Source organism: Agaribacter marinus (genome assembly GCF_030160655.1).
In the GTDB taxonomy this organism is placed as follows: Bacteria; Pseudomonadota; Gammaproteobacteria; order Enterobacterales; family Alteromonadaceae; genus Glaciecola; species Glaciecola marina.
This window is the reverse complement of the sequence record NZ_BSOT01000005.1, coordinates 1,670,460-1,688,030: the sequence shown is the minus strand read 5'-3', so window position 1 is coordinate 1,688,030 and position 17,571 is coordinate 1,670,460. Positions and strand designations below refer to the sequence as shown.

The 17,571-nt window shown below is 38.1% G+C and carries 14 protein-coding genes; 10 read left to right on the top strand and 4 right to left on the bottom strand.

What is annotated here, in order from left to right; all coding sequences use genetic code 11:
- Window positions 1-95: 95 nt before the first annotated feature.
- From QQK00_RS09025 to QQK00_RS09015, 3 genes are read left to right on the top strand one after another with little or no spacing between them, the layout of a single operon-like run.
- Window positions 96-1,511, top strand: coding sequence for a hypothetical protein (locus tag QQK00_RS09025; RefSeq protein WP_284217147.1), 1,416 nt, complete (start codon window positions 96-98; stop codon window positions 1,509-1,511).
- Window positions 1,512-1,566: 55 nt separating this feature from the next.
- Complete coding sequence (locus tag QQK00_RS09020; RefSeq protein ID WP_284217146.1) at window positions 1,567-2,403, top strand: sulfotransferase domain-containing protein; 837 nt, start codon at window positions 1,567-1,569, stop codon at window positions 2,401-2,403.
- Window positions 2,404-2,421: 18 nt separating this feature from the next.
- Window positions 2,422-5,082 (top strand): hypothetical protein, encoded by a 2,661-nt coding sequence (locus QQK00_RS09015; protein ID WP_284217145.1) that lies wholly within the window; start codon window positions 2,422-2,424, stop codon window positions 5,080-5,082.
- Here the strand turns inward: QQK00_RS09015 and QQK00_RS09010 are convergent.
- Complete coding sequence (locus tag QQK00_RS09010; RefSeq protein WP_284217144.1) at window positions 5,042-5,833, bottom strand: sulfotransferase family protein; 792 nt, start codon at window positions 5,831-5,833, stop codon at window positions 5,042-5,044. The two genes, QQK00_RS09015 and QQK00_RS09010, sit on opposite strands and share 41 nt — an antisense overlap.
- A gap of 102 nt (window positions 5,834-5,935) precedes the next feature.
- On the opposite strand from QQK00_RS09010, the gene QQK00_RS09005 reads away from it, so the two are divergent.
- Window positions 5,936-6,865 carry a hypothetical protein gene (locus QQK00_RS09005; RefSeq protein ID WP_284217143.1) on the top strand — a complete coding sequence of 310 codons (930 nt, stop codon included), beginning with the start codon at window positions 5,936-5,938 and terminating at the stop codon, window positions 6,863-6,865.
- Between the two features lie 8 nt (window positions 6,866-6,873).
- On the opposite strand, the gene QQK00_RS09000 is transcribed toward QQK00_RS09005, so the two are convergent.
- Genes QQK00_RS09000 through QQK00_RS08990 form a run of 3 tightly spaced genes read right to left on the bottom strand, consistent with a single transcriptional unit; the run spans window position 6,874 to window position 9,377 of the window.
- Entirely contained in the window at window positions 6,874-7,629 is a 756-nt protein-coding gene (locus QQK00_RS09000; protein ID WP_284217142.1) for a DUF1796 family putative cysteine peptidase, read from the bottom strand.
- Window positions 7,626-8,333, bottom strand: coding sequence for a hypothetical protein (locus QQK00_RS08995; RefSeq protein WP_284217141.1), 708 nt, complete (start codon window positions 8,331-8,333; stop codon window positions 7,626-7,628). The genes QQK00_RS09000 and QQK00_RS08995 overlap by 4 nt, the downstream gene beginning before the upstream one ends.
- The gene (locus QQK00_RS08990) at window positions 8,334-9,377 is read right to left on the bottom strand and encodes a GSCFA domain-containing protein (RefSeq protein ID WP_284217140.1); all 1,044 of its coding nucleotides are present in this window, start codon (window positions 9,375-9,377) and stop codon (window positions 8,334-8,336) included.
- A gap of 205 nt (window positions 9,378-9,582) precedes the next feature.
- Here QQK00_RS08990 and QQK00_RS08985 point away from each other — a divergent pair, with 205 nt between their 5' ends.
- The 6 genes from QQK00_RS08985 to QQK00_RS08960 all read left to right on the top strand — a co-directional run bounded on the left by QQK00_RS08985 (window position 9,583) and on the right by QQK00_RS08960 (window position 17,554).
- On the top strand, window positions 9,583-10,647 hold the full coding sequence (locus QQK00_RS08985; RefSeq protein WP_284217139.1) for an HAD family hydrolase: 1,065 nt from the start codon (window positions 9,583-9,585) through the stop codon (window positions 10,645-10,647).
- 7 nt (window positions 10,648-10,654) lie between these two features.
- Window positions 10,655-12,646, top strand: a complete 1,992-nt coding sequence (locus QQK00_RS08980) for a rhamnan synthesis F family protein (RefSeq protein ID WP_284217138.1) — start codon at window positions 10,655-10,657, stop codon at window positions 12,644-12,646.
- A gap of 3 nt (window positions 12,647-12,649) precedes the next feature.
- Complete coding sequence (locus tag QQK00_RS08975) at window positions 12,650-13,660, top strand: hypothetical protein (protein WP_284217137.1); 1,011 nt, start codon at window positions 12,650-12,652, stop codon at window positions 13,658-13,660.
- On the top strand, window positions 13,647-14,834 hold the full coding sequence (locus tag QQK00_RS08970; protein WP_284217136.1) for a glycosyltransferase family 2 protein: 1,188 nt from the start codon (window positions 13,647-13,649) through the stop codon (window positions 14,832-14,834). The genes QQK00_RS08975 and QQK00_RS08970 overlap by 14 nt, the downstream gene beginning before the upstream one ends.
- Window positions 14,831-15,748 carry a glycosyltransferase family protein gene (locus QQK00_RS08965; RefSeq protein WP_284217135.1) on the top strand — a complete coding sequence of 306 codons (918 nt, stop codon included), beginning with the start codon at window positions 14,831-14,833 and terminating at the stop codon, window positions 15,746-15,748. Before QQK00_RS08970 ends, QQK00_RS08965 begins: the two co-directional genes overlap by 4 nt.
- A gap of 93 nt (window positions 15,749-15,841) precedes the next feature.
- On the top strand, window positions 15,842-17,554 hold the full coding sequence (locus QQK00_RS08960) for a glycosyltransferase family 2 protein (RefSeq protein ID WP_284217134.1): 1,713 nt from the start codon (window positions 15,842-15,844) through the stop codon (window positions 17,552-17,554).
- Window positions 17,555-17,571 lie beyond the last annotated feature (17 nt).

The window sequence follows — 17,571 nt, the reverse complement described above, 5'->3', positions numbered from 1 at the left end:
TATAGGGGATGTCTGGTGCAAAGTCATCCAGATTACTATGTTGGCAGTGCGCCAAGACAAACAAAAAACTTAATCTACACTCTCAGGAGTTTTAAATGCTAAATAAAAAATTACTTGCTGCATCTGTTGCAGCACTTTTTGCAGCGACAGCCAATGCTGCTCCATTTGTAGGGCCAATTAATGCGGATGCTACTGGTAACGCTATTGCTTTTCCGGTATTTGCATCAGAGGCACTAAATGCTGATTTGGTTGACGGCTTATACCCACTAGTGATCGACGACGGTGCAGACCCTGAAGATGCTGCTCTTGATGTTGACTTCGAACTTGACTTTCCTGCTGCGGAAGGCGATGAGATTTTTATCAGAGTCGATTTGACTAATGCGGCATTTGCAAATGCATTAGCTGATAACGACCTAGTGCATGATACTGCAGGTGAAGCTGCGACAAACGCTCCTGCTATTGACATAAGACTAGATGGTAACGCGGGTCAAAGTAGTGTTATTTATAGAGTTATACCTCACACTGCAGATGCGGGGAATGTTGATGATTTGGACCAAGGCGATAAAATGACCTTTACGCCGGATAGCCTTCGCATTAGTTTGAGCAATGATGCCACAATTAAATTTGGCATCTTTGAAACACTAACTTTAGCTGCGCAAGGTACTGCTCCTATAACGTCTAAAACAGCTACTATCGCTTCTGTTGATAGTGCTGTTACATTGGGTGCGGCTATCCAATCATCTAACTTGGAAGCGATTGTTAAAGATGGTTTCACTACCTTAACCGGTGATGCTACTGAAGGTAGCCTTGGTGGTATCGATGCTAGCGATGCAGATATGCTTGACACTGATTTGCTTGCAGCAACTGGTGCGGGTGTTGTAGTTTCTGACGTCATTTTGGATACTGCTGAAAAGCCAACATTTACTGGTAACTTCAGTTTTGGTGAGTGGACAGTTAACGACGCTGCTGCTTGTGGTGGTACTGCAGGTGAATTAGTGATAGCTGATGATTCTGGTAGCGCAACGTCTAAAGATGACATTAACCTTGTTACTACTGCGGCATTTTTATGTCTCGATAATGGTGATGAGAAGGATGTGATTTTACGCGGTAGCTATAGTGTATCTGCGTCTGACAATGGATTCAGTGGCGGTGTTGGTTCAATTACTTATGACACAACATCTGTTTCTGTTCCTTATATCAGCACATTTGATAAAGTTAATCAGCGTATATATTTCATTAATTCTGGCGTTGCTGCAGACTACTCATTTACCTTTAAGTCTGAGGATGGTATCACTGCGACTCCTGGTACTGCAGCATCAGGTACTATTCCACAGAATGGTGTGCTAATGCTTAAAGCGTCTGACATCGTGACAATCACTGGAAGTGGTACTAGAACTACTGCAACTATTGAAATAGAGTCAGAACTGGATGATATTGAAGTAACGACTCAAATCGTTAACAAAAATGACGGTTCAACAGATACAGTTATTCTTACTCCAGAAAATAACTAATATTTGGTGATTTTAAGAAGCCACTCAACAGTGGCTTTTTTTTCGTCTAAAATATATGACTATTGATAAAATAACCTTGATTAGCGGTGTCCCTCGTTCTGGTACCACGCTTTGTTGTCACCTACTTAACAAGCAACAGCATGTTGTTGCACTTCATGAACCCCTAAATCCAAAATCTATCAATATTTATGATGATAATGCAGCAGCTGTTATTTCGTTTGAAGCGAGAAAACTGTATGGCGCTGTTCGACATGGTTTACCCTTTGAGCATGGAGATATTTGCGGCCTAAATATTTCCAACCCAATTGGTCAAGAAAGAGATGTGAATAGTGGTCGGCGGCAACAAACGGCGCAAAGAGGAAGGATTTGCGTTGCGGACTATATTGGTAAAGACTTTTTATTAGTAATAAAACAAAACGCATTGTTTACCGCATATTTGGATAAATTGTTAGCGAGTTTTAATGTTGTTTGTATTGTCCGAAACCCTGTTGATGTGTTGCTGTCTTGGTGGACCGTAGATTTACCCATTGGGCGTGGGCATATTCCTGCTGGTGAAAATAACGATGAAAAACTAAAAAGACGCCTCCAAAATGTATCAGTGATAAAGCGCCAGTTATTAATTTATGAATGGTTTTGCGAACGTTACTTTACAAATAATGCAGATGTAATTGCCTATGAAGAAATCGTAAAGTCTGACGGCGTATGTCTATTTGAGAAAATGCAGTTAAACCACACAAAACCTCAGCCCTTGAGTTTTCAAGAACGTGTGTTTCCACAGCATATTCTTGAAAGGCTAGAGATGCACGAGTCAGATATTCTGCGATTGAATACCAGTGGTTACTATTCGCCTAGACAAATAGCTGAGCGAATTAAGGACGTGTTGAATGGATAATGTTTCAATAAAAACAAAATGAAGAATGTTACGCAATATTTTTATTTAATCAGTGGCTTTCATCGAAGTGGCACGTCTCTTCTTGCTCAAACTTTACTTGCAAATGGCGTGAGCATGGGAGAGGAGTTAATGGGGGCTACGTTTAGTAACCCATTAGGTCATGTTGAAGATATGCCCGTTGTTCGACTGCATGATAAAATTTATCACTTGAATGGTTCAGATTGGCGTTATCACGATTCTTCTCCGCTTATAAAGCCAATATGGTTGCCAAATTACATTGAAAGCTACATTAAACAACGTAGAACTGTGTTAGCTAATACTGACTCACACAAGTTATTAGGTGTTAAAGATCCAAGAGCTGTACATTTTCTCAAAGATTGGAATGTGGCTGGTGGAGAAGATATACGCTTTGTCTTCATTTATCGAGACTGGAAAACGGCGTCGTATTCACTACTTAAAAGGCACAGTAGACATTTTATTAGTAGTGCTCATGACATTGAAAAACATGTAGAAAATTTGAGTTTCTGGCAGCAACAAAGTCTGGCCTATGACATGTGGCTTTCTGCAAATAACAGAATTTGTGACTTTGTTGATGCAAACAAAGATAAGTGCCTTTTGGTATCCCAAGAGTCCTTAGTGTCTGGTGCCAAGCCTCCTGCGTCTATTTGTACTAAGATTGGTTTGGATTCGACGTACTTAGAACTATCCACTTATCAAGATGATATCTTAACTAAATCAGCGCCAGAGTGTGGTGAAAAAATGCTGGACGCCTCTAAAGTTGAACAACTCAACGCATGTTTTGAGCGTTTAGAACGCTTGTCAGATCTCCCAAATCTTGCGTATCAACAAGCCTCTATTCTACTCCCTGAAGTAGGTACATTACAAAGTAGCATTTTTGCAGATGTAAAATTCGATTTTTCTCAGCTAGCTTGGTCTGAATTGAGAGGAGCGCTAATTCGAATTCCTCAAGCTCGATATCATTTTTCTAACTTCAAAAATGTCTTACATAGGGATGGGGGCAATGCAGAAGATTATTGTGAACTAGCAAAAGTTGGGCATATGCAAGGGCAGTGGGTGATCGCTAGAGTACTCAAAATTCGGTCTAGTATTCTACATCTACTCGACAAATGTAGAAAAAAAGAATTACCATTGGATATGGGGTTGTGGGATAGATTTTTCGAGGGAAATTCTGTGTGGTATAAAGCGGAATTGACCGATTTGCCTTATGCAAACCCATTCTCACTTAGGCGCCAAGAGGATTTACCCGATAACTTCAACTTAGTCCTACTAGGTATGTCAACGTCACAAGTATCATCAATCGATTGGTTGTTAGCACAGGCGGCAGAATATAAAGATGAAACACTATCATTGTATTTGTCTTTTATTCTGCTAACTAAACAACTTTCATTATGCGACTATATCTGCATAGCAGAGGAGGCTAGTAGAAATGGCTTATTTAACATAAGTGAATTTGTTGGTTTTCATATTCTACGGCTTGGGAATAAAACAAGAAATTATCGTACTATTTCTAAAGCACTTTTAGTACTCGAAGAGACATATATATATCTTGAAAATGACCAATTTCTATCTTTTGTGTACGATTTTGCAGATAAGTCTGGCGATGAATTCACTAAAAATGTATTCAAAAAATGTGAAGATACAAGAGAAGATAAACTGGTCGTCAGTAGCGAGCGCGATCACAAACCTTTAAGTCATCGTTTTGCATTATTGCCTCACAATATTGATTACAAAAGAATCCTATCTATTGGCTATGATGATATTGAAAATGGTAAGCTTTTTGACAAGTTAAATAATCGTCTTAGCTTTTTAGCGAAAGACAATACACTATGGCTTAATAAAGGGTTGAACGCTATTTACTCAACGGAAGCGAGGGAGTGTTTATCATATGTTATTGATTTTCATTGGCGAGCCTTGTGGCCTAAACAAATTCTCCAATTTATTTTTAATGGCGTGAATGACGATAATGAGTGCCGAGGCGTTGATAAAAACGTAAATGTACCGTCTAAAGAAAATACGTTAATTAATAAAAGCGCAATTCACATCTGTGTGTATGATTTTGAGCCAAAAGCATTTGATGCTCTTATTACGTTAATCTCACAGCAAGCTGGCTTATATAAGGTGAGCATATTTCTAGAAAAACTTGACCATATCAAGTACGGATCTAAATTAAATTCATATAACAATGTTGCAATAGATGTGCACATCATCGACAAAGTAACCTATCCTAGTTTAATTAAATCAATACTTAGCGTTAAAAAGGATAATGATGGCATAGCGCAATGTGAGTGGACTGCTTTGATGCATTGCAGATGCAGTGAGTCTGAACTATCACGACAAAGATTAGTATTGGCATGGTATTCTATGTTAGGAGGGCAGCACGCCTTCTACTCTTTGTATTCAGGTATGGGCGAATTCGAACATTCTCCACATTTGGCGTTGCCATCGTACCCTCCTTGGGTTTTACCAGATATTCAGGACAAACCTCGTTTCTACCCTTTGGATAAGATGTTTTGTATCAATAAAAAGGGGTTAGAATTGGCATCCATGAGAACAGAAGTCATTGACCATAGATGGTTGACTAAACTAATAAATGAGTTCAAGCGGACGGAGAATTCAATTAGTTTCGTTCATCAACGCTTTCTTGAGCGCTTTGTATAATTTTGTCCCAATTTTTTCTGTTTTCCCCTTTTAGCCAATAGTATATATAAGCATATGCTCGACCTAGACTGTCAAGGAAGCTTGCACTTTGGCTTGTCCCTGTAAATATTGTCTCTTGGGGGATTTCTTTTTCTTTAACGTTTAAAAATGAAAATACTCTATTCAAGGTAGCTTGATGGGACCGCATTAGCTCCTCTTGATACAGCACAATAACTTGGTTGGAAGGAATTAATGCATAAATTTGTTCAAGTTGTTGCGTATATACCCCCCTTTTTAGATAGTTTTGATGTCGCCAAGGTGAAGAGAAACTCAAATCGTTTTCATGCTTTGCTAGTCGCCGTTTTTCCAAAAGCACAGCATAAAGAAATGATTTATTTTCTTGCTTGCGGACTGACGACATCTTGAATTGGCTAAACGCTCTTGCAACAGGATGTCGCAACAAAATGATAAATTTAGCTTTTTTGTTATACGCATAACAGTGTTGCAAAAATTTTGTGTCAGTCCAAGTAATTGGGGTTGCATCACAAATATATTCTTGGTGTTTATACCTACTTAATTTTGAAGCGTAAATACTTTTAGCACATAACATCTTTTGACTGGAGCGCAAAAACTCCGGAGAATCAAAAACATGTGCCTCTTTACCATCTACCACATAAATATCTTCATGTAGATTTAAAAAGTGGGCTAATGCTGATGTCCCACATTTTTGCGCACCAACAATATGTAAGTTTACGAGTTTTTGTTTCGTCATTGTCCAAGGTCTTGTTTTCAAGTTTTTTGGATTATTTATACTTGGGCCAAAAATTCTTGCATGTTAATCTAAACCTATATAACAAAACTATTAGTTAACGATTTGCGGAATATAAGTTTTTATCGAGATTTTACAGGATACACAGGTGGTCATCAAAAAGTAAGAGATTACCTAGAACACTCATTGTTGTACCAAAAACTATGCTGCGATTTGTATCTTACCTCCACTTGCGACGATTCAAATATTTTTGCTAATTGCGAAGGCGTTAATTATCAGCAAGAATACAGGCCAGACCAATCTGATTTTGTATTTTTAGCTGGTTTAGATTGGAAGGCGTATTTACCATATTTTGACCCACTACAAACAAAGATTAACCTGATTCAACATTTACGGCATGCTGACCCAGCGCATGAACAGTTTTACTATCTTCAATACTACGCTATCAGAATATGTGTGTCTGAATCCGTGAGAGGTGCAATCGAACCATATGCAAATGGTCCGTGTGTGCATGTGCCAATGGGTCATCACTTACCGGAAATTATCACTGATGGTAAAAAGGTCGATATCTATATTCTGGCGAAGAAGAGACCGGGCGTTGGAGTAAAGATAGCTGAGTGGGCTGAAAAAAAAGGTTTAACGTTTATTCTTCATGATGAGTTACAAACTAAAAATACGGTACTCCAGGCGATGGCTTCAGCGTCCCTAAGTGTGCTTTTACCACACAAGACGGAAGGCTTTTATTTACCAGGAATCGAAGCTGCATATTATAGCGAGCGCGTGTTAATGACGAATTGTATTGCGAATTTTGAATACGCTGATGTGTCTTCCAATATAACTATTTGCAATTATCCATTAGCGGATATTTTTTCTGCACTGGAAAAATTTTATGCTGAAACAAACGTCAAAAATGCTTTCGATAAAAATATTCGTTCAAAGGAAAAAAGCACCATTAAGCAAAGATATAGCCTTGAGCACGAGCGAATACAATACCAAAAAATACTGACTAATCTCATTGAAGGCGAAGGAAAGTAGGATGGTTTTTAGAGTGTTAAGCCGCTGAGCATCAGTTTAAAACTGAAGTCATCTAGGGGGGAAACATAGTTTACGCCAGTGCTACGCCCTAATGCGTTGAACTCTATAAAACACATGTTTTTTTTCGTGAGCTCACAATGAGAGCGTTTATTGCTTGTTGTGTAGTGGTCTATGACAATGAATTTAGCTTTTGGATTTTTATCACTCAATTCACTAATAAGTTTATCCGCAGATTGAACTGATTGATTCTCTGGCATGGGAAAGTGGTTTGTGAATCCATTTGCCCACCCCGGTCGTTTAGTTGGTTCATTTACAAGTGTTAAGACGTATATTACTTCCTCTTGCGAATCAATTATTTCTAAAAATCGTTTACAAGTTCTCTCGTAATAGTTGTAATCCTTGTCGTTAGACAGAGGGTTGCGGTGATTAAATAAACTGGAATGGTATAGGTAGTGCCCTGCAGACTTTTCTGTTTTTTGTATGTAATATGTGCGGTCTAAAAAACGCGAAAAACGCGTTTGAATGCAGTCGTATACTATTTCAGTTGAGCTAAATATCCAATCGAATGGATAGGACGCTGTTTTTAAACCTACTTGTTTCAAGTACCAAGCAGAACTACAATTTTGGCCTAAAGAAACAAATGTGTTTGGTTTATTTGAAGTGCCAACGAATTTTGACAAGGTGCTCCGAATACTGTTGGATACATTAATTACTTCATTCACTTTTTGGCTTGAGTAACTTTCAGTCATATCGTTACGCTTCATAGTTCACTCCATTTTTTATCTAAATCTCTTCCTTTTAGCTCATATGCGTTTTCTACAAAAAGCTTCAGTACAATTTTCCCACCAACTTCGTCAATATGATTGAAGTCATCGTCACGAGATGTTTTATATAGCCGCTTAGTAAAAATACCATTGTCACAATTTAGCTCGCTAGGTGTATTGAGAAATTTAACACCTAACTTTTGTATTTCTTTTGCCATTGAACTTTCGTAGAGACGTAAGTCATTATTTTTGAATTGAAAGTTGCTTTCACGTTCAATTGGCAATGGTGAAGGCACGCTTATTACTCGGTCCAACAAATTTAATTTACCAAGTAGTTGGAGTGCCCTACAGTGAGCGGAGTCAGTCACATAATCTTTGAACATTTGCTGTTTAACCGCTGCACTTAAATACTCTGCACTGGCTTCTGTTAGCAATCTTAACCAATTTTTTGTTCCGTCAGCCCACGATCTAAGCCTAAGCCCATAGACGAAAATTACGTCGTATTCATCCAAATTTTTAATATCGAATGCCAAAGCATTTTTGTCTTTAGCTTTGACGGTCATCGACGTGAAATCATAATGCTCAATCACTTGTCCGCCCGCTGCTGCTATAAAATCTAAGTTTGCATAGTCCGATATATTTATATGTTTTAATACGGCTTCTAGTGCTATTACGTGACTGTTTCCAATTATCAGAATATTCATCTATTGCCCGAATGCCTCTAACAATTGCTCTTCACAGATCATGTCATCGTCTATGTCTTCAAGGTTGGTCTGGTTTTTTTGGTGAGTGCCAAATTTGTTGCTAATTGATTGAAAAAATGTGTCCATGACATATTTCACTCCAAATTTACTAACGGTTCTTTGATTGGGTTCGAAAAATGATCCTTTATACACTGGACTATTTATCATTTCATATGATGGAAAGTAGTCTACGTAAGGCCTATTTGCTGCCAACTGGCCAGCAACCGTGCGCAGTATAGATTTCGACTCCATTGTTGCGACGCACACGTGATTGGCTGAATAAGTGGCTGTTAGAGGAACTGGTGAAACAGTTAATATGAATTTTAAGTTAGCGTTAAATTTCCTCATTATATTGAAGACTTCTGAGAGGTTTTTTAAGATTGATTGGAACTGTTGATTCTTAAATTTGTGTTTTTTTTCATCAAAGTCACCCGCTGCAACGCCTGGGCAAATGGGGTATTCGTATGTTTTTTCCTCGTTAACCCAACACTCTGTAAGCCCTAAAGTAAAGACGAAATAATTCGAATTCATAACACTTTTTTTGAACATTTGGATAGTGTGGGCTCTAGACCTAAGCAACTCCGTGTCAGACTCAAACCCTTCTGGTTCAATGTTAGGCCTAAAGGGATCAAAAAAACGATTGTTTTTTTCCCATACTTCTTCAGGTGGTGTTTTGAATCCAAATGCCCACTCTGTCCACTGACGAAGGAGTGATGAAGTATAAATGTTGCCAGTTCTAGATGAAAAAATACCGTAGTTAAATGCGTTTGCATTTTTAGGGTTGAGACCGAATGGGGGGGGTTCCGTAATATACCAACCAAACCCTCTGCTTTTTAACGCTCTCCCTATATGTTGGGCAAAACAAGAGCCATATGTGGATACCCGATTAGATGGAATAATATTGAACTTGGGTTTCCATATATCGTCGTTGATTTCATACATACTTCGTGATGCCACCGCTGGCTTCCAAAAAGCCCTAGTTGGCTGATTATTGTATGGGTTCATGAGTGAAATCCCTTTTAAGTTAACGTTATGTTTGATAGCCGATAGTAAATTTGTTGGGAAGCATAGAGTCAAAATTTAAACTATGCAACTTACATGTAATCTCGAATGTACCCCATGGTTAATATTTTTTAACGCTATCTGTGCTCAAGGTGCTAGGTGTGTTATGCTTTTGGGTTAATAACAATAAGAAGAATTGTAATGTAGCATGCTTCATAAAACTACCGGACTCGCAGATTTTGGGTTTCAATTTTTAGGCCCTATTTGCAGTGAGTATATGCACTCTTTAAGGGATTGCATATTGGAAAACCCTGATTCGCCAATAGTTTTTCTTGCGCGCGAAGGATACTTTTTAAAAGAAATTTATGAAGAATTAACCGAGAATCAATTAATTGACAATCAAGAATCTGTATACTTACTTGCATCTCGGACCTTCTTGTTTCGCATTTGTATAGCAGACCCGTTTTCTTGGGAATACAGTTGTAAGCATAAGTTTGATGGCACCATCGATGCGCTAATGAGTGCACGTTTTGGTTTTCCTCATGCGGTGACTAAAACGATTTTCTCAAACGATGTTTTGAATAAGACAATATCACTACCTGATGACTATGCTCATTTGACTACTATTTTTTACAAGCATCTAGATGTACTCAACTCTGCGGTCGCGACAAGCAGAGGGAATTATAGAGATTATATTGGTAGCCTAAATGTATTGTCAGGTGGGGCGCCTATATTCGTTGACGTAGGGTATTCGGGTACTATTCAAAAGCTGCTGACGCGATTAATTGGCAAAAATACCTTAGGCTTATATTTTATTACGACAAAGCAAGGTGAGTACTCGATTGGTAAAAGTAAAGCGACAATGACGCCGGTGTTTAAGAATGATGTTCAAATGGGTGACGGGTACCCAATGCTTGATAGATCATTGTTTTTAGAGTCATTACTGACGTCGCCCGATGGTCAATTTCTTGATATTCACAAGTTATGTAATCCTCTACTTAAAAACGAGGCCTTTAAACCTGTATATGGCAGAGTTTCATACGCACAAGCGAATAGTGAGGAGCTAAGCGCTGTGTTTGGTGGAGTGAAGGCGGCTGTGTCGCATTATTTTCGCACAGGTGTAAGGTTTTCGAGAACAGACATAGAAACACTGTATGAAACGTTTACATCGTCGCCGCACATGATCCCTTGTGCAATGCGCCCTTTATTTGACGTCGATGACGCCATATCGGGTAACAAAAACGTAAATCCACTGCAGTTATTTGGCATTTAGTTTAAAAATGAATGAAGAAGTTAAGTCAAAAATGACAGAGTCAACGTCAATAGAGCATGACGATATACATTTAAAGGATGATTCTCAGTCCGGTGTAAAATCGGAAGAACGACATGTATACGGATATACCATGAAAAATTATTTAGAAATGCTTGAAGCAGCTAAAGCCCTCGATGTATTTGATCGTGAATACTATGAAGCCCACTGCGGTAAATTTGAATCAGAATTAGCGGCGTTCAAAGATGCCATTAGAAAAACACGTTTTTCTAATACAAACCCGTCGCCAAGTTTTGATACAGAAGCGTATATGCGCATGAATCTCGATGTTTACCATGAGAATACAAGTGCATTGGCTCACTATATTTGTCATGGGGCAGAAGATAAACGAAAAGCAATGCCAGCAATGCAACGTTGGACGCCAGCGAGCGCATTGGTTGCAACTGAGACCATGGGTTGGCAGTCCCAGAAGGTTGCAATTGTATTACATATATTCTACGAGGATTTTGTAGAAAAATTCGCTGAGAGTATTGCTAAATTCCCCATCACGGTAGATGTGTTTGTTACGGTCGCTACACCTGAATTAGCCGATTTGGCTTCCCTAAAGTACAGGGGGTTAGATAATGTTAATAAGTTAAAAGTTGCAGTGGCTGAAAATAGAGGGCGTAATTTTGGACCCTTTTTAGTTGAGTTTTCCGATGAGTTACTTGATTACGATCTTATGTGTCATCTGCATTCTAAAAAATCACTTTATTCTGGTCGAGCGCAAACACAATGGTTTGATTATGTGCATGAGTACATATTGAATGATACGCATGTTGTGTCTTGTTTACTGAGATTATTCGACGAGCATCAGGAACTTGGTATTTTTTATCCAACCTCCTTTTGGATGATGCCAAGTTGGGTAAATCATTGGACATGCAATAAACCGCATGCTTCAACGTTCATAAATGATTGGGGGATAGAGTTAAAAAGTAATTTTTTAAACTACCCTGCTAGCGGTATGTTTTGGGTTAGACCTAAGGCTGTTAAACAATGGTTAGGTAAATCTTATGTGTACAGTGATTTTCCGCAAGAGCCTTTGCCAAACGATGGTTCATATTTACATGCACTAGAACGAGCCATTGGTTTGTTGGTTGAAAAAAATGAATATAAGCAATTCTTCTATCACCCTGCAAGCGCTAAATTTACCACAGATAAGTCGTATATTTATATGAATTACCATAAGCCAGTAAGGCAGTTTTTTAACGAAGTCCGTAATTTCGAAATAGTGTCTTTTGATATATTTGATACAGTATTACGACGAGAATTTCAGGTCAGTGATTTAGCTAAATTGAAATTAGGGCAAGTGTTGGCTTCTCAGGATTTGGTGCCAACGGCAGGGCAGTTTGTCAAAACTAGGAATGATATTGAGCATCAATTACGAATAGATAATGGATTTAGTGGCGACGTTAGTATTGTTCAGGTATACGATAGAATGTCTGAACTGTTTCAATGCGAAAAAAGTCAAGCACAGAATTGGGCTGAATTAGAATTTGAGTTCGACCTGGAGTCAATTAAACCAAAACCCGAAGTTGTTGATTTGGTTTATCGATTGCATGAGCTGGATAGAGATATTTGGTTTATTAGTGATACCTATTATACTGAGCGCCAAATAGCGACCTTGTTGCAGGCAATTGGTATTACGATTCCGCATAAATTGTTCATAAGCAGTGAATTAGGATTAAGAAAAGATGCTGGTACAATGTGGCAGTATATAAGTGAATTGATAAAGAATAAGAAAAAAACCTATATGCACATTGGAGATAACGTACGCTCAGATGCGCAGATATGTGGGGATTACGGATTAACTAATATGCACATACTTCACCCAGTGGACAAATGGCAAGCAAAAAACTTGCCGGATAACCGCGTTTGTGTGGACGAATTAGATTTACAGGATGTAAATAAATGGGGGCCTTTAGTTAGTCGTTTTGGTCGCTACCCATTTTTTGGAGAGTAGAGTTTGAAAAAATTGTTTTTGCATGTGGGGCCGCATAAGACGGGGACCACCGCCATTCAAAAATTTTTGGTGGACAACACTAAACCTTGTTTTCAGCAAAATTTAGTTTATCCCAAGAGATATCTGCATATTTTTGGTCATCATCATTTTAGAGAAATTCTAAAAGAACGGCAGCTCCGAGCGGAAGACCTAGAATTTTTCTCTGAAAATCAAAATGATTTTTTATTGTCTAGTGAAGACTTTATTTCTCTTGATGAAGCTGATTTTCAGTATTTACGCCAGTCCTTAGATAATTTTGACATTAAGATAATATTCTCATGGCGACGAGCGAGTTTTAAACTTTACTCAATATGGCAAGAAGTGATAAAGCATGGCGGCACCGTTGATTTTTTTGAGTATTATCATGATCATGTCGCAAGACCCGGCACTAGTCAAATGTTGTCGCCGGATCTTAAACTGAATACACTAGCCAAAGTATTTGGTAAACAAAATGTTAAAGTTATCGACTATGATGCAAGTAGCAATAGTAATACCCTCTATCAAGATTTTATTAATGCCTGTGATTTAGTTTGGAGTGACAATTTTTCGATAAAAAAAATTGATAAGACAGCGAAGAATGAGTCTATGAAATTATATGATATCGAAATTGTGAGAGCGCTCAATAACCTAATGGGCTATAAATACGGGTATCAAGGCAGTAAAGTTAGACTTGCTTATAGTCGTTTTAAAGATGCCTTACCGGCAGATACAACTTCTGAATTAGTGAGTATTATTGATAGTCACACGTCGACGAAAATCGTGGGGAATTATTTTGTAGATACACGAGCTGAGAAAGTAATGATGCAGCGTTTTGGTGCGAACATACTGAACCATCAGGTAAATAACTCGACTAAGCTTTTACGTCTCGCGTCTTCAAGGTGGTTAAGCGCTTTGCCAGTGCATGATTTACTTTCAAATTTAGCCAGTAAGCTCAATCAACTGAATACTGAAGAACAAGAAGATGTCAGCAATTAAAACAAAGCTTGTGGCGATTGCTAAAGATGAAGCTCTCTATTTACCAGAGTGGATAGCGCATCATTTATTTGTTGGTTTTGACGAAATTGAAATTCATGTAAATAGGACTACTGACAATACACTCGAAATTCTAAATAATATTTGTGAAAAATATTCGCAAGTAAGTTATCAATCTATGGATTGGATTGATATTTGCTCAGACCTTGTTAGTAAAAATATTCAGTTCGTTTCTCAAGCCCTTGCGATAGAGCAGGCCAGAACTGATGGTCAATGCAGCCATATTTGTTTTTTGGATATTGACGAATTTTGGTTTGACCTTGAGGCCTGTCAAAAGATTAACGATTATATTACTGAATTGGGACAGGGTAATATCATTTACAACTTGTGGGTAAATGATTTGCCAGATGAAAATCCATTTAACCATATCCGGAATCATTTGTCCGGTAACTTATCGGTATTAGGGAAGTGTATCTACCCGTTAGCAACGGATTTTTCGTATCTACATTTGCATAAGTCAGATGTAGTTGGGGATCAGTCTTGGATATTGCCGAACGGCGACGAGGTCATTTTTGATGAAAATGCTAATCAAGCTGTTGTTGAAGAACAGCGAAAGTTAAATCGTGCTATTATTTTTCATAGGGCTACCCGCAGTGAAATGGAATACGTTTCTTTGTTGTATAGAGGGCGGCCCAGTGATTCATTTCCGTATAAACGAAATCGAAAAGGAATTCCTGTTCGGTATGAACATACGGTTGATCTCGCGCTAGACGAAACATTTTGTGAACAAAGAACCACCATTCTAAATGAGGTACTTGATGCCTGCGGTAGTTCAGCACTTGAAAATGCTAAAAATTTTGTAACAGAGCGTTATCGTTTGTCAGTAGAACATATTGAACTGTTTGTTGAAGACAAGTACGACGTGATGTATAAAATGTTTAAAGGCGTTCGTATTTATGAAACAGTACTTCCTTTTATTAATTACCGCCAACAAAGATTAAAGGAATGTCATCAAGACGTAGACAAAATACGAGAGCTTGCTCAACAAGCGATTCATCAAAGCATAGATGAAGCAGTGTTGTTGATTAAGCTAGCACATTCTTTAAGGCCGTCAGGCCCATTGATTAATAAGCTGAAAGATAAATTCATTGCTCAGCAGAAGGCAGCACAGCCTTGAATAAAGTAAAATACTGCATTGCGTCTCCTCATAAAGATGATAGCTGGTATGATTTTAGATTGTATGAAAATCTTAGGGAGTCTTTAGCTAAGCTAGGGTATGTGCATGAGGCAGGTGCAAAGAATCGTATATACTTTTTAGGCGCACCGCTAAAGAAACACTATCCAAAAGTTGGGCAATTTGACCAAGATGCAAATAATATTGCATTGATTTATTGTCACTTGCAAAAAATTCACTCTTTGAGAGAATTCCAACATGTATTTGTTGCGAGTGATTTTGCAAAAGCATTTTTTCAGAGACGCAAGTATCAGGACTGGATAAAAGGTAAATTCAATTCGCCTTTTTCGCCCGCAACGCCTATTGAAATCATTAAGCCCTTTTCTTCACTATCTCCGTCTACAAGCGCTAGAGAACAATTTTTTTGTGATTTATGCTTTATTGGCGTGCCTAGAATACGGCCGATTGTAGAGGATATTTTGCCAATCGTTGAAAAGCATCGTTTAGATTTTCAAATAATTGGTCCGTCATGGCAAAATTATGCAGGTCACCCCAAAGCAAAGGCATATTGCGTTACATCTAGCGTACCTTACTATGATTTACCTTTTGTCGCCAACGGTGCAAAGATTAATTTGGTTGATCATCATGATAGTATGAAAAAACAGGGTATGGTGAGTCACAAATATGTGGACTTGATTGCTGCCGGTGGGTTTGTGATATGTGATGAAAATATAGATGCTAAGAAAAACTACAACGGCATTGTATATCGAAATGCAAAGGAGTTGGAGGCCTTAGTGATGGAATATCTTAATGATGCTAATAAACGAGAAGGTAAGCGTCGTGAGCAATTGGATATTGTAGCGTCGTTAACGACAGAGCATGCCGCAAAGGATCTTGCTAGAAAATTTACTTCTTAAGTTACATTGAAGTAAAAGGTTTTTTATCTGGAGTGAGCTTCTTTTTAACTTATATTGTGAAGTATTTTTTGCAAAGTAAAATTGGGAATTTCTATGAGTCGTATGTTGGCAGTTGCCGCTCACAAATTGAATAAAATATTACCTAATTCTTTAAGAATTTTTTTGCGTCGCTCCAATTTTTTTCTTGCTAAATATGCTGCGCTTATTCAAGCAAATAGACAGTATATAGATCCTAATTATTTACCGCCTTCTGAAGTACCTGAATATGGATATTTTCCAAGTGACGATGATTACAATATCAATATGGAACGCCAAACTAAAACATTAAAGTTGGCTATCTCTACGTCAGAAAAAAGTAGATCCGTTTCATTGGTGATTTTGATGCCAGAATTCAGTTTTGCCAAGTTAAAATTAACTATTGATTCAGTCCTTGTACAGCAAGAATATGTAGCTGAAATTTATATTGTCTCTGATGAAAACGTGCTCACAAACAAATGGATGTTAGAAGCGTATCACTTGACCGGTATAGACTTATTTGTCGTTTCAGACGTTTCTATCATAGGTATTTCTGAGTACTTACGTTTGTTGATCTATTGCGGTGAACAGTTGCATGAATTTGCGTTACCGTATGTATATTCAATGGAAAATCACATTAATACCGTCACATATTGTGATACAGACATAGTGATAGATAACGAACGTACCTTACCTCATTTCTATTCTGATTGGAATCCAGATTTGTTACTCTCGACTTCATATATAAGAACCGGAGTCTTGATACCCAAAGGAGCAACTTTCAAAGTCATGTCAAATGGTTTTGATGAGATTTCGTCAAGTTTAAAACAAGAATACTTGAGCAATAATCAGTTTCACATTGAACATATCCCTTTTGTGCTCATTCATCGCCATATTGATACCCTGAGAACAATTGATTCGGGAGAAGATACCAGCGAGCATTTTCACTATAGTGATGAAAAATTAGTCTCGTTGATTATACCGACTTATAATGGTCTTGACGTACTGTCCGTCTGTATCAGTTCAATTCTAGAGAAAACCTTATATGAGAATTATGAAATTGTTATTATCGACAATAATTCAAATGATCCAAAGACATTAGCGTATTTAGATAGCATTCAAGAACACTCGAAAATATCTGTTATTCGTTACCCTAAACCTTTTAACTACTCAGCAATCAATAACTTTGCCGCTATGCATGCTAAAGGTAGCATACTTGGCCTAATCAATAACGATATTGAAGTGATCTCACCAGATTGGCTGTCAAAAATGGTGGCTCATGTTCAAAGGCCGGATATTGGTTGTGTTGGTGCAAAATTGTTGTACCCGAATGAGTTAGTTCAACATGCAGGCGTTGTGCTTGGTTATGGAGGCGGTGCAGGACATGCTCATAAGTTCTTTCCTCGAGAACATCCTGGATATTTGGCTAGAGCTAAATCTACACAAAATTTCAGCGCGGTAACAGCAGCGTGTTTATTGGTAACGAAAGATGACTTTGAAGCAGTCGGTGGGTTGAATGAGGTCGATTTGACCGTTGCGTTTAATGATGTCGACTTTTGTTTACGTATATTAAATCTTGGAAGACGCAATCTGCTGTGTGCAGAAGCGCTACTATATCATCATGAGTCTATTTCCCGTGGTCACGAAGATACGCCAGAAAAGCAAGCGAGATTTTTGAAAGAAGTTGTTTATTTGCAGAAGACTTGGTCCAAGTATATTGCTCATGATCCAGCCTATAACCCGAACCTGACACTTAAGTATGAAAATTTCTCTATTAAATTAGATAAATAAAGGCGACAATACAACCG

What these genes read in the sequence shown, in the direction of transcription:
- QQK00_RS09025 (WP_284217147.1), top strand. Translation starts at nt 96, where the DNA reads ATGCTAAATAAAAAATTACTTGCTGCATCTGTTGCAGCACTTTTTGCA.
- QQK00_RS09020 (WP_284217146.1), top strand. Translation starts at nt 1,567, where the DNA reads ATGACTATTGATAAAATAACCTTGATTAGCGGTGTCCCTCGTTCTGGT.
- QQK00_RS09015 (WP_284217145.1), top strand. Translation starts at nt 2,422, where the DNA reads ATGAAGAATGTTACGCAATATTTTTATTTAATCAGTGGCTTTCATCGA.
- QQK00_RS09010 (WP_284217144.1), bottom strand. Translation starts at nt 5,833, where the DNA reads ATGACGAAACAAAAACTCGTAAACTTACATATTGTTGGTGCGCAAAAA.
- QQK00_RS09000 (WP_284217142.1), bottom strand. Translation starts at nt 7,629, where the DNA reads ATGAAGCGTAACGATATGACTGAAAGTTACTCAAGCCAAAAAGTGAAT.
- QQK00_RS08995 (WP_284217141.1), bottom strand. Translation starts at nt 8,333, where the DNA reads ATGAATATTCTGATAATTGGAAACAGTCACGTAATAGCACTAGAAGCC.
- QQK00_RS08990 (WP_284217140.1), bottom strand. Translation starts at nt 9,377, where the DNA reads ATGAACCCATACAATAATCAGCCAACTAGGGCTTTTTGGAAGCCAGCG.
- QQK00_RS08985 (WP_284217139.1), top strand. Translation starts at nt 9,583, where the DNA reads ATGCTTCATAAAACTACCGGACTCGCAGATTTTGGGTTTCAATTTTTA.
- QQK00_RS08980 (WP_284217138.1), top strand. Translation starts at nt 10,655, where the DNA reads ATGAATGAAGAAGTTAAGTCAAAAATGACAGAGTCAACGTCAATAGAG.
- QQK00_RS08970 (WP_284217136.1), top strand. Translation starts at nt 13,647, where the DNA reads ATGTCAGCAATTAAAACAAAGCTTGTGGCGATTGCTAAAGATGAAGCT.
- QQK00_RS08960 (WP_284217134.1), top strand. Translation starts at nt 15,842, where the DNA reads ATGAGTCGTATGTTGGCAGTTGCCGCTCACAAATTGAATAAAATATTA.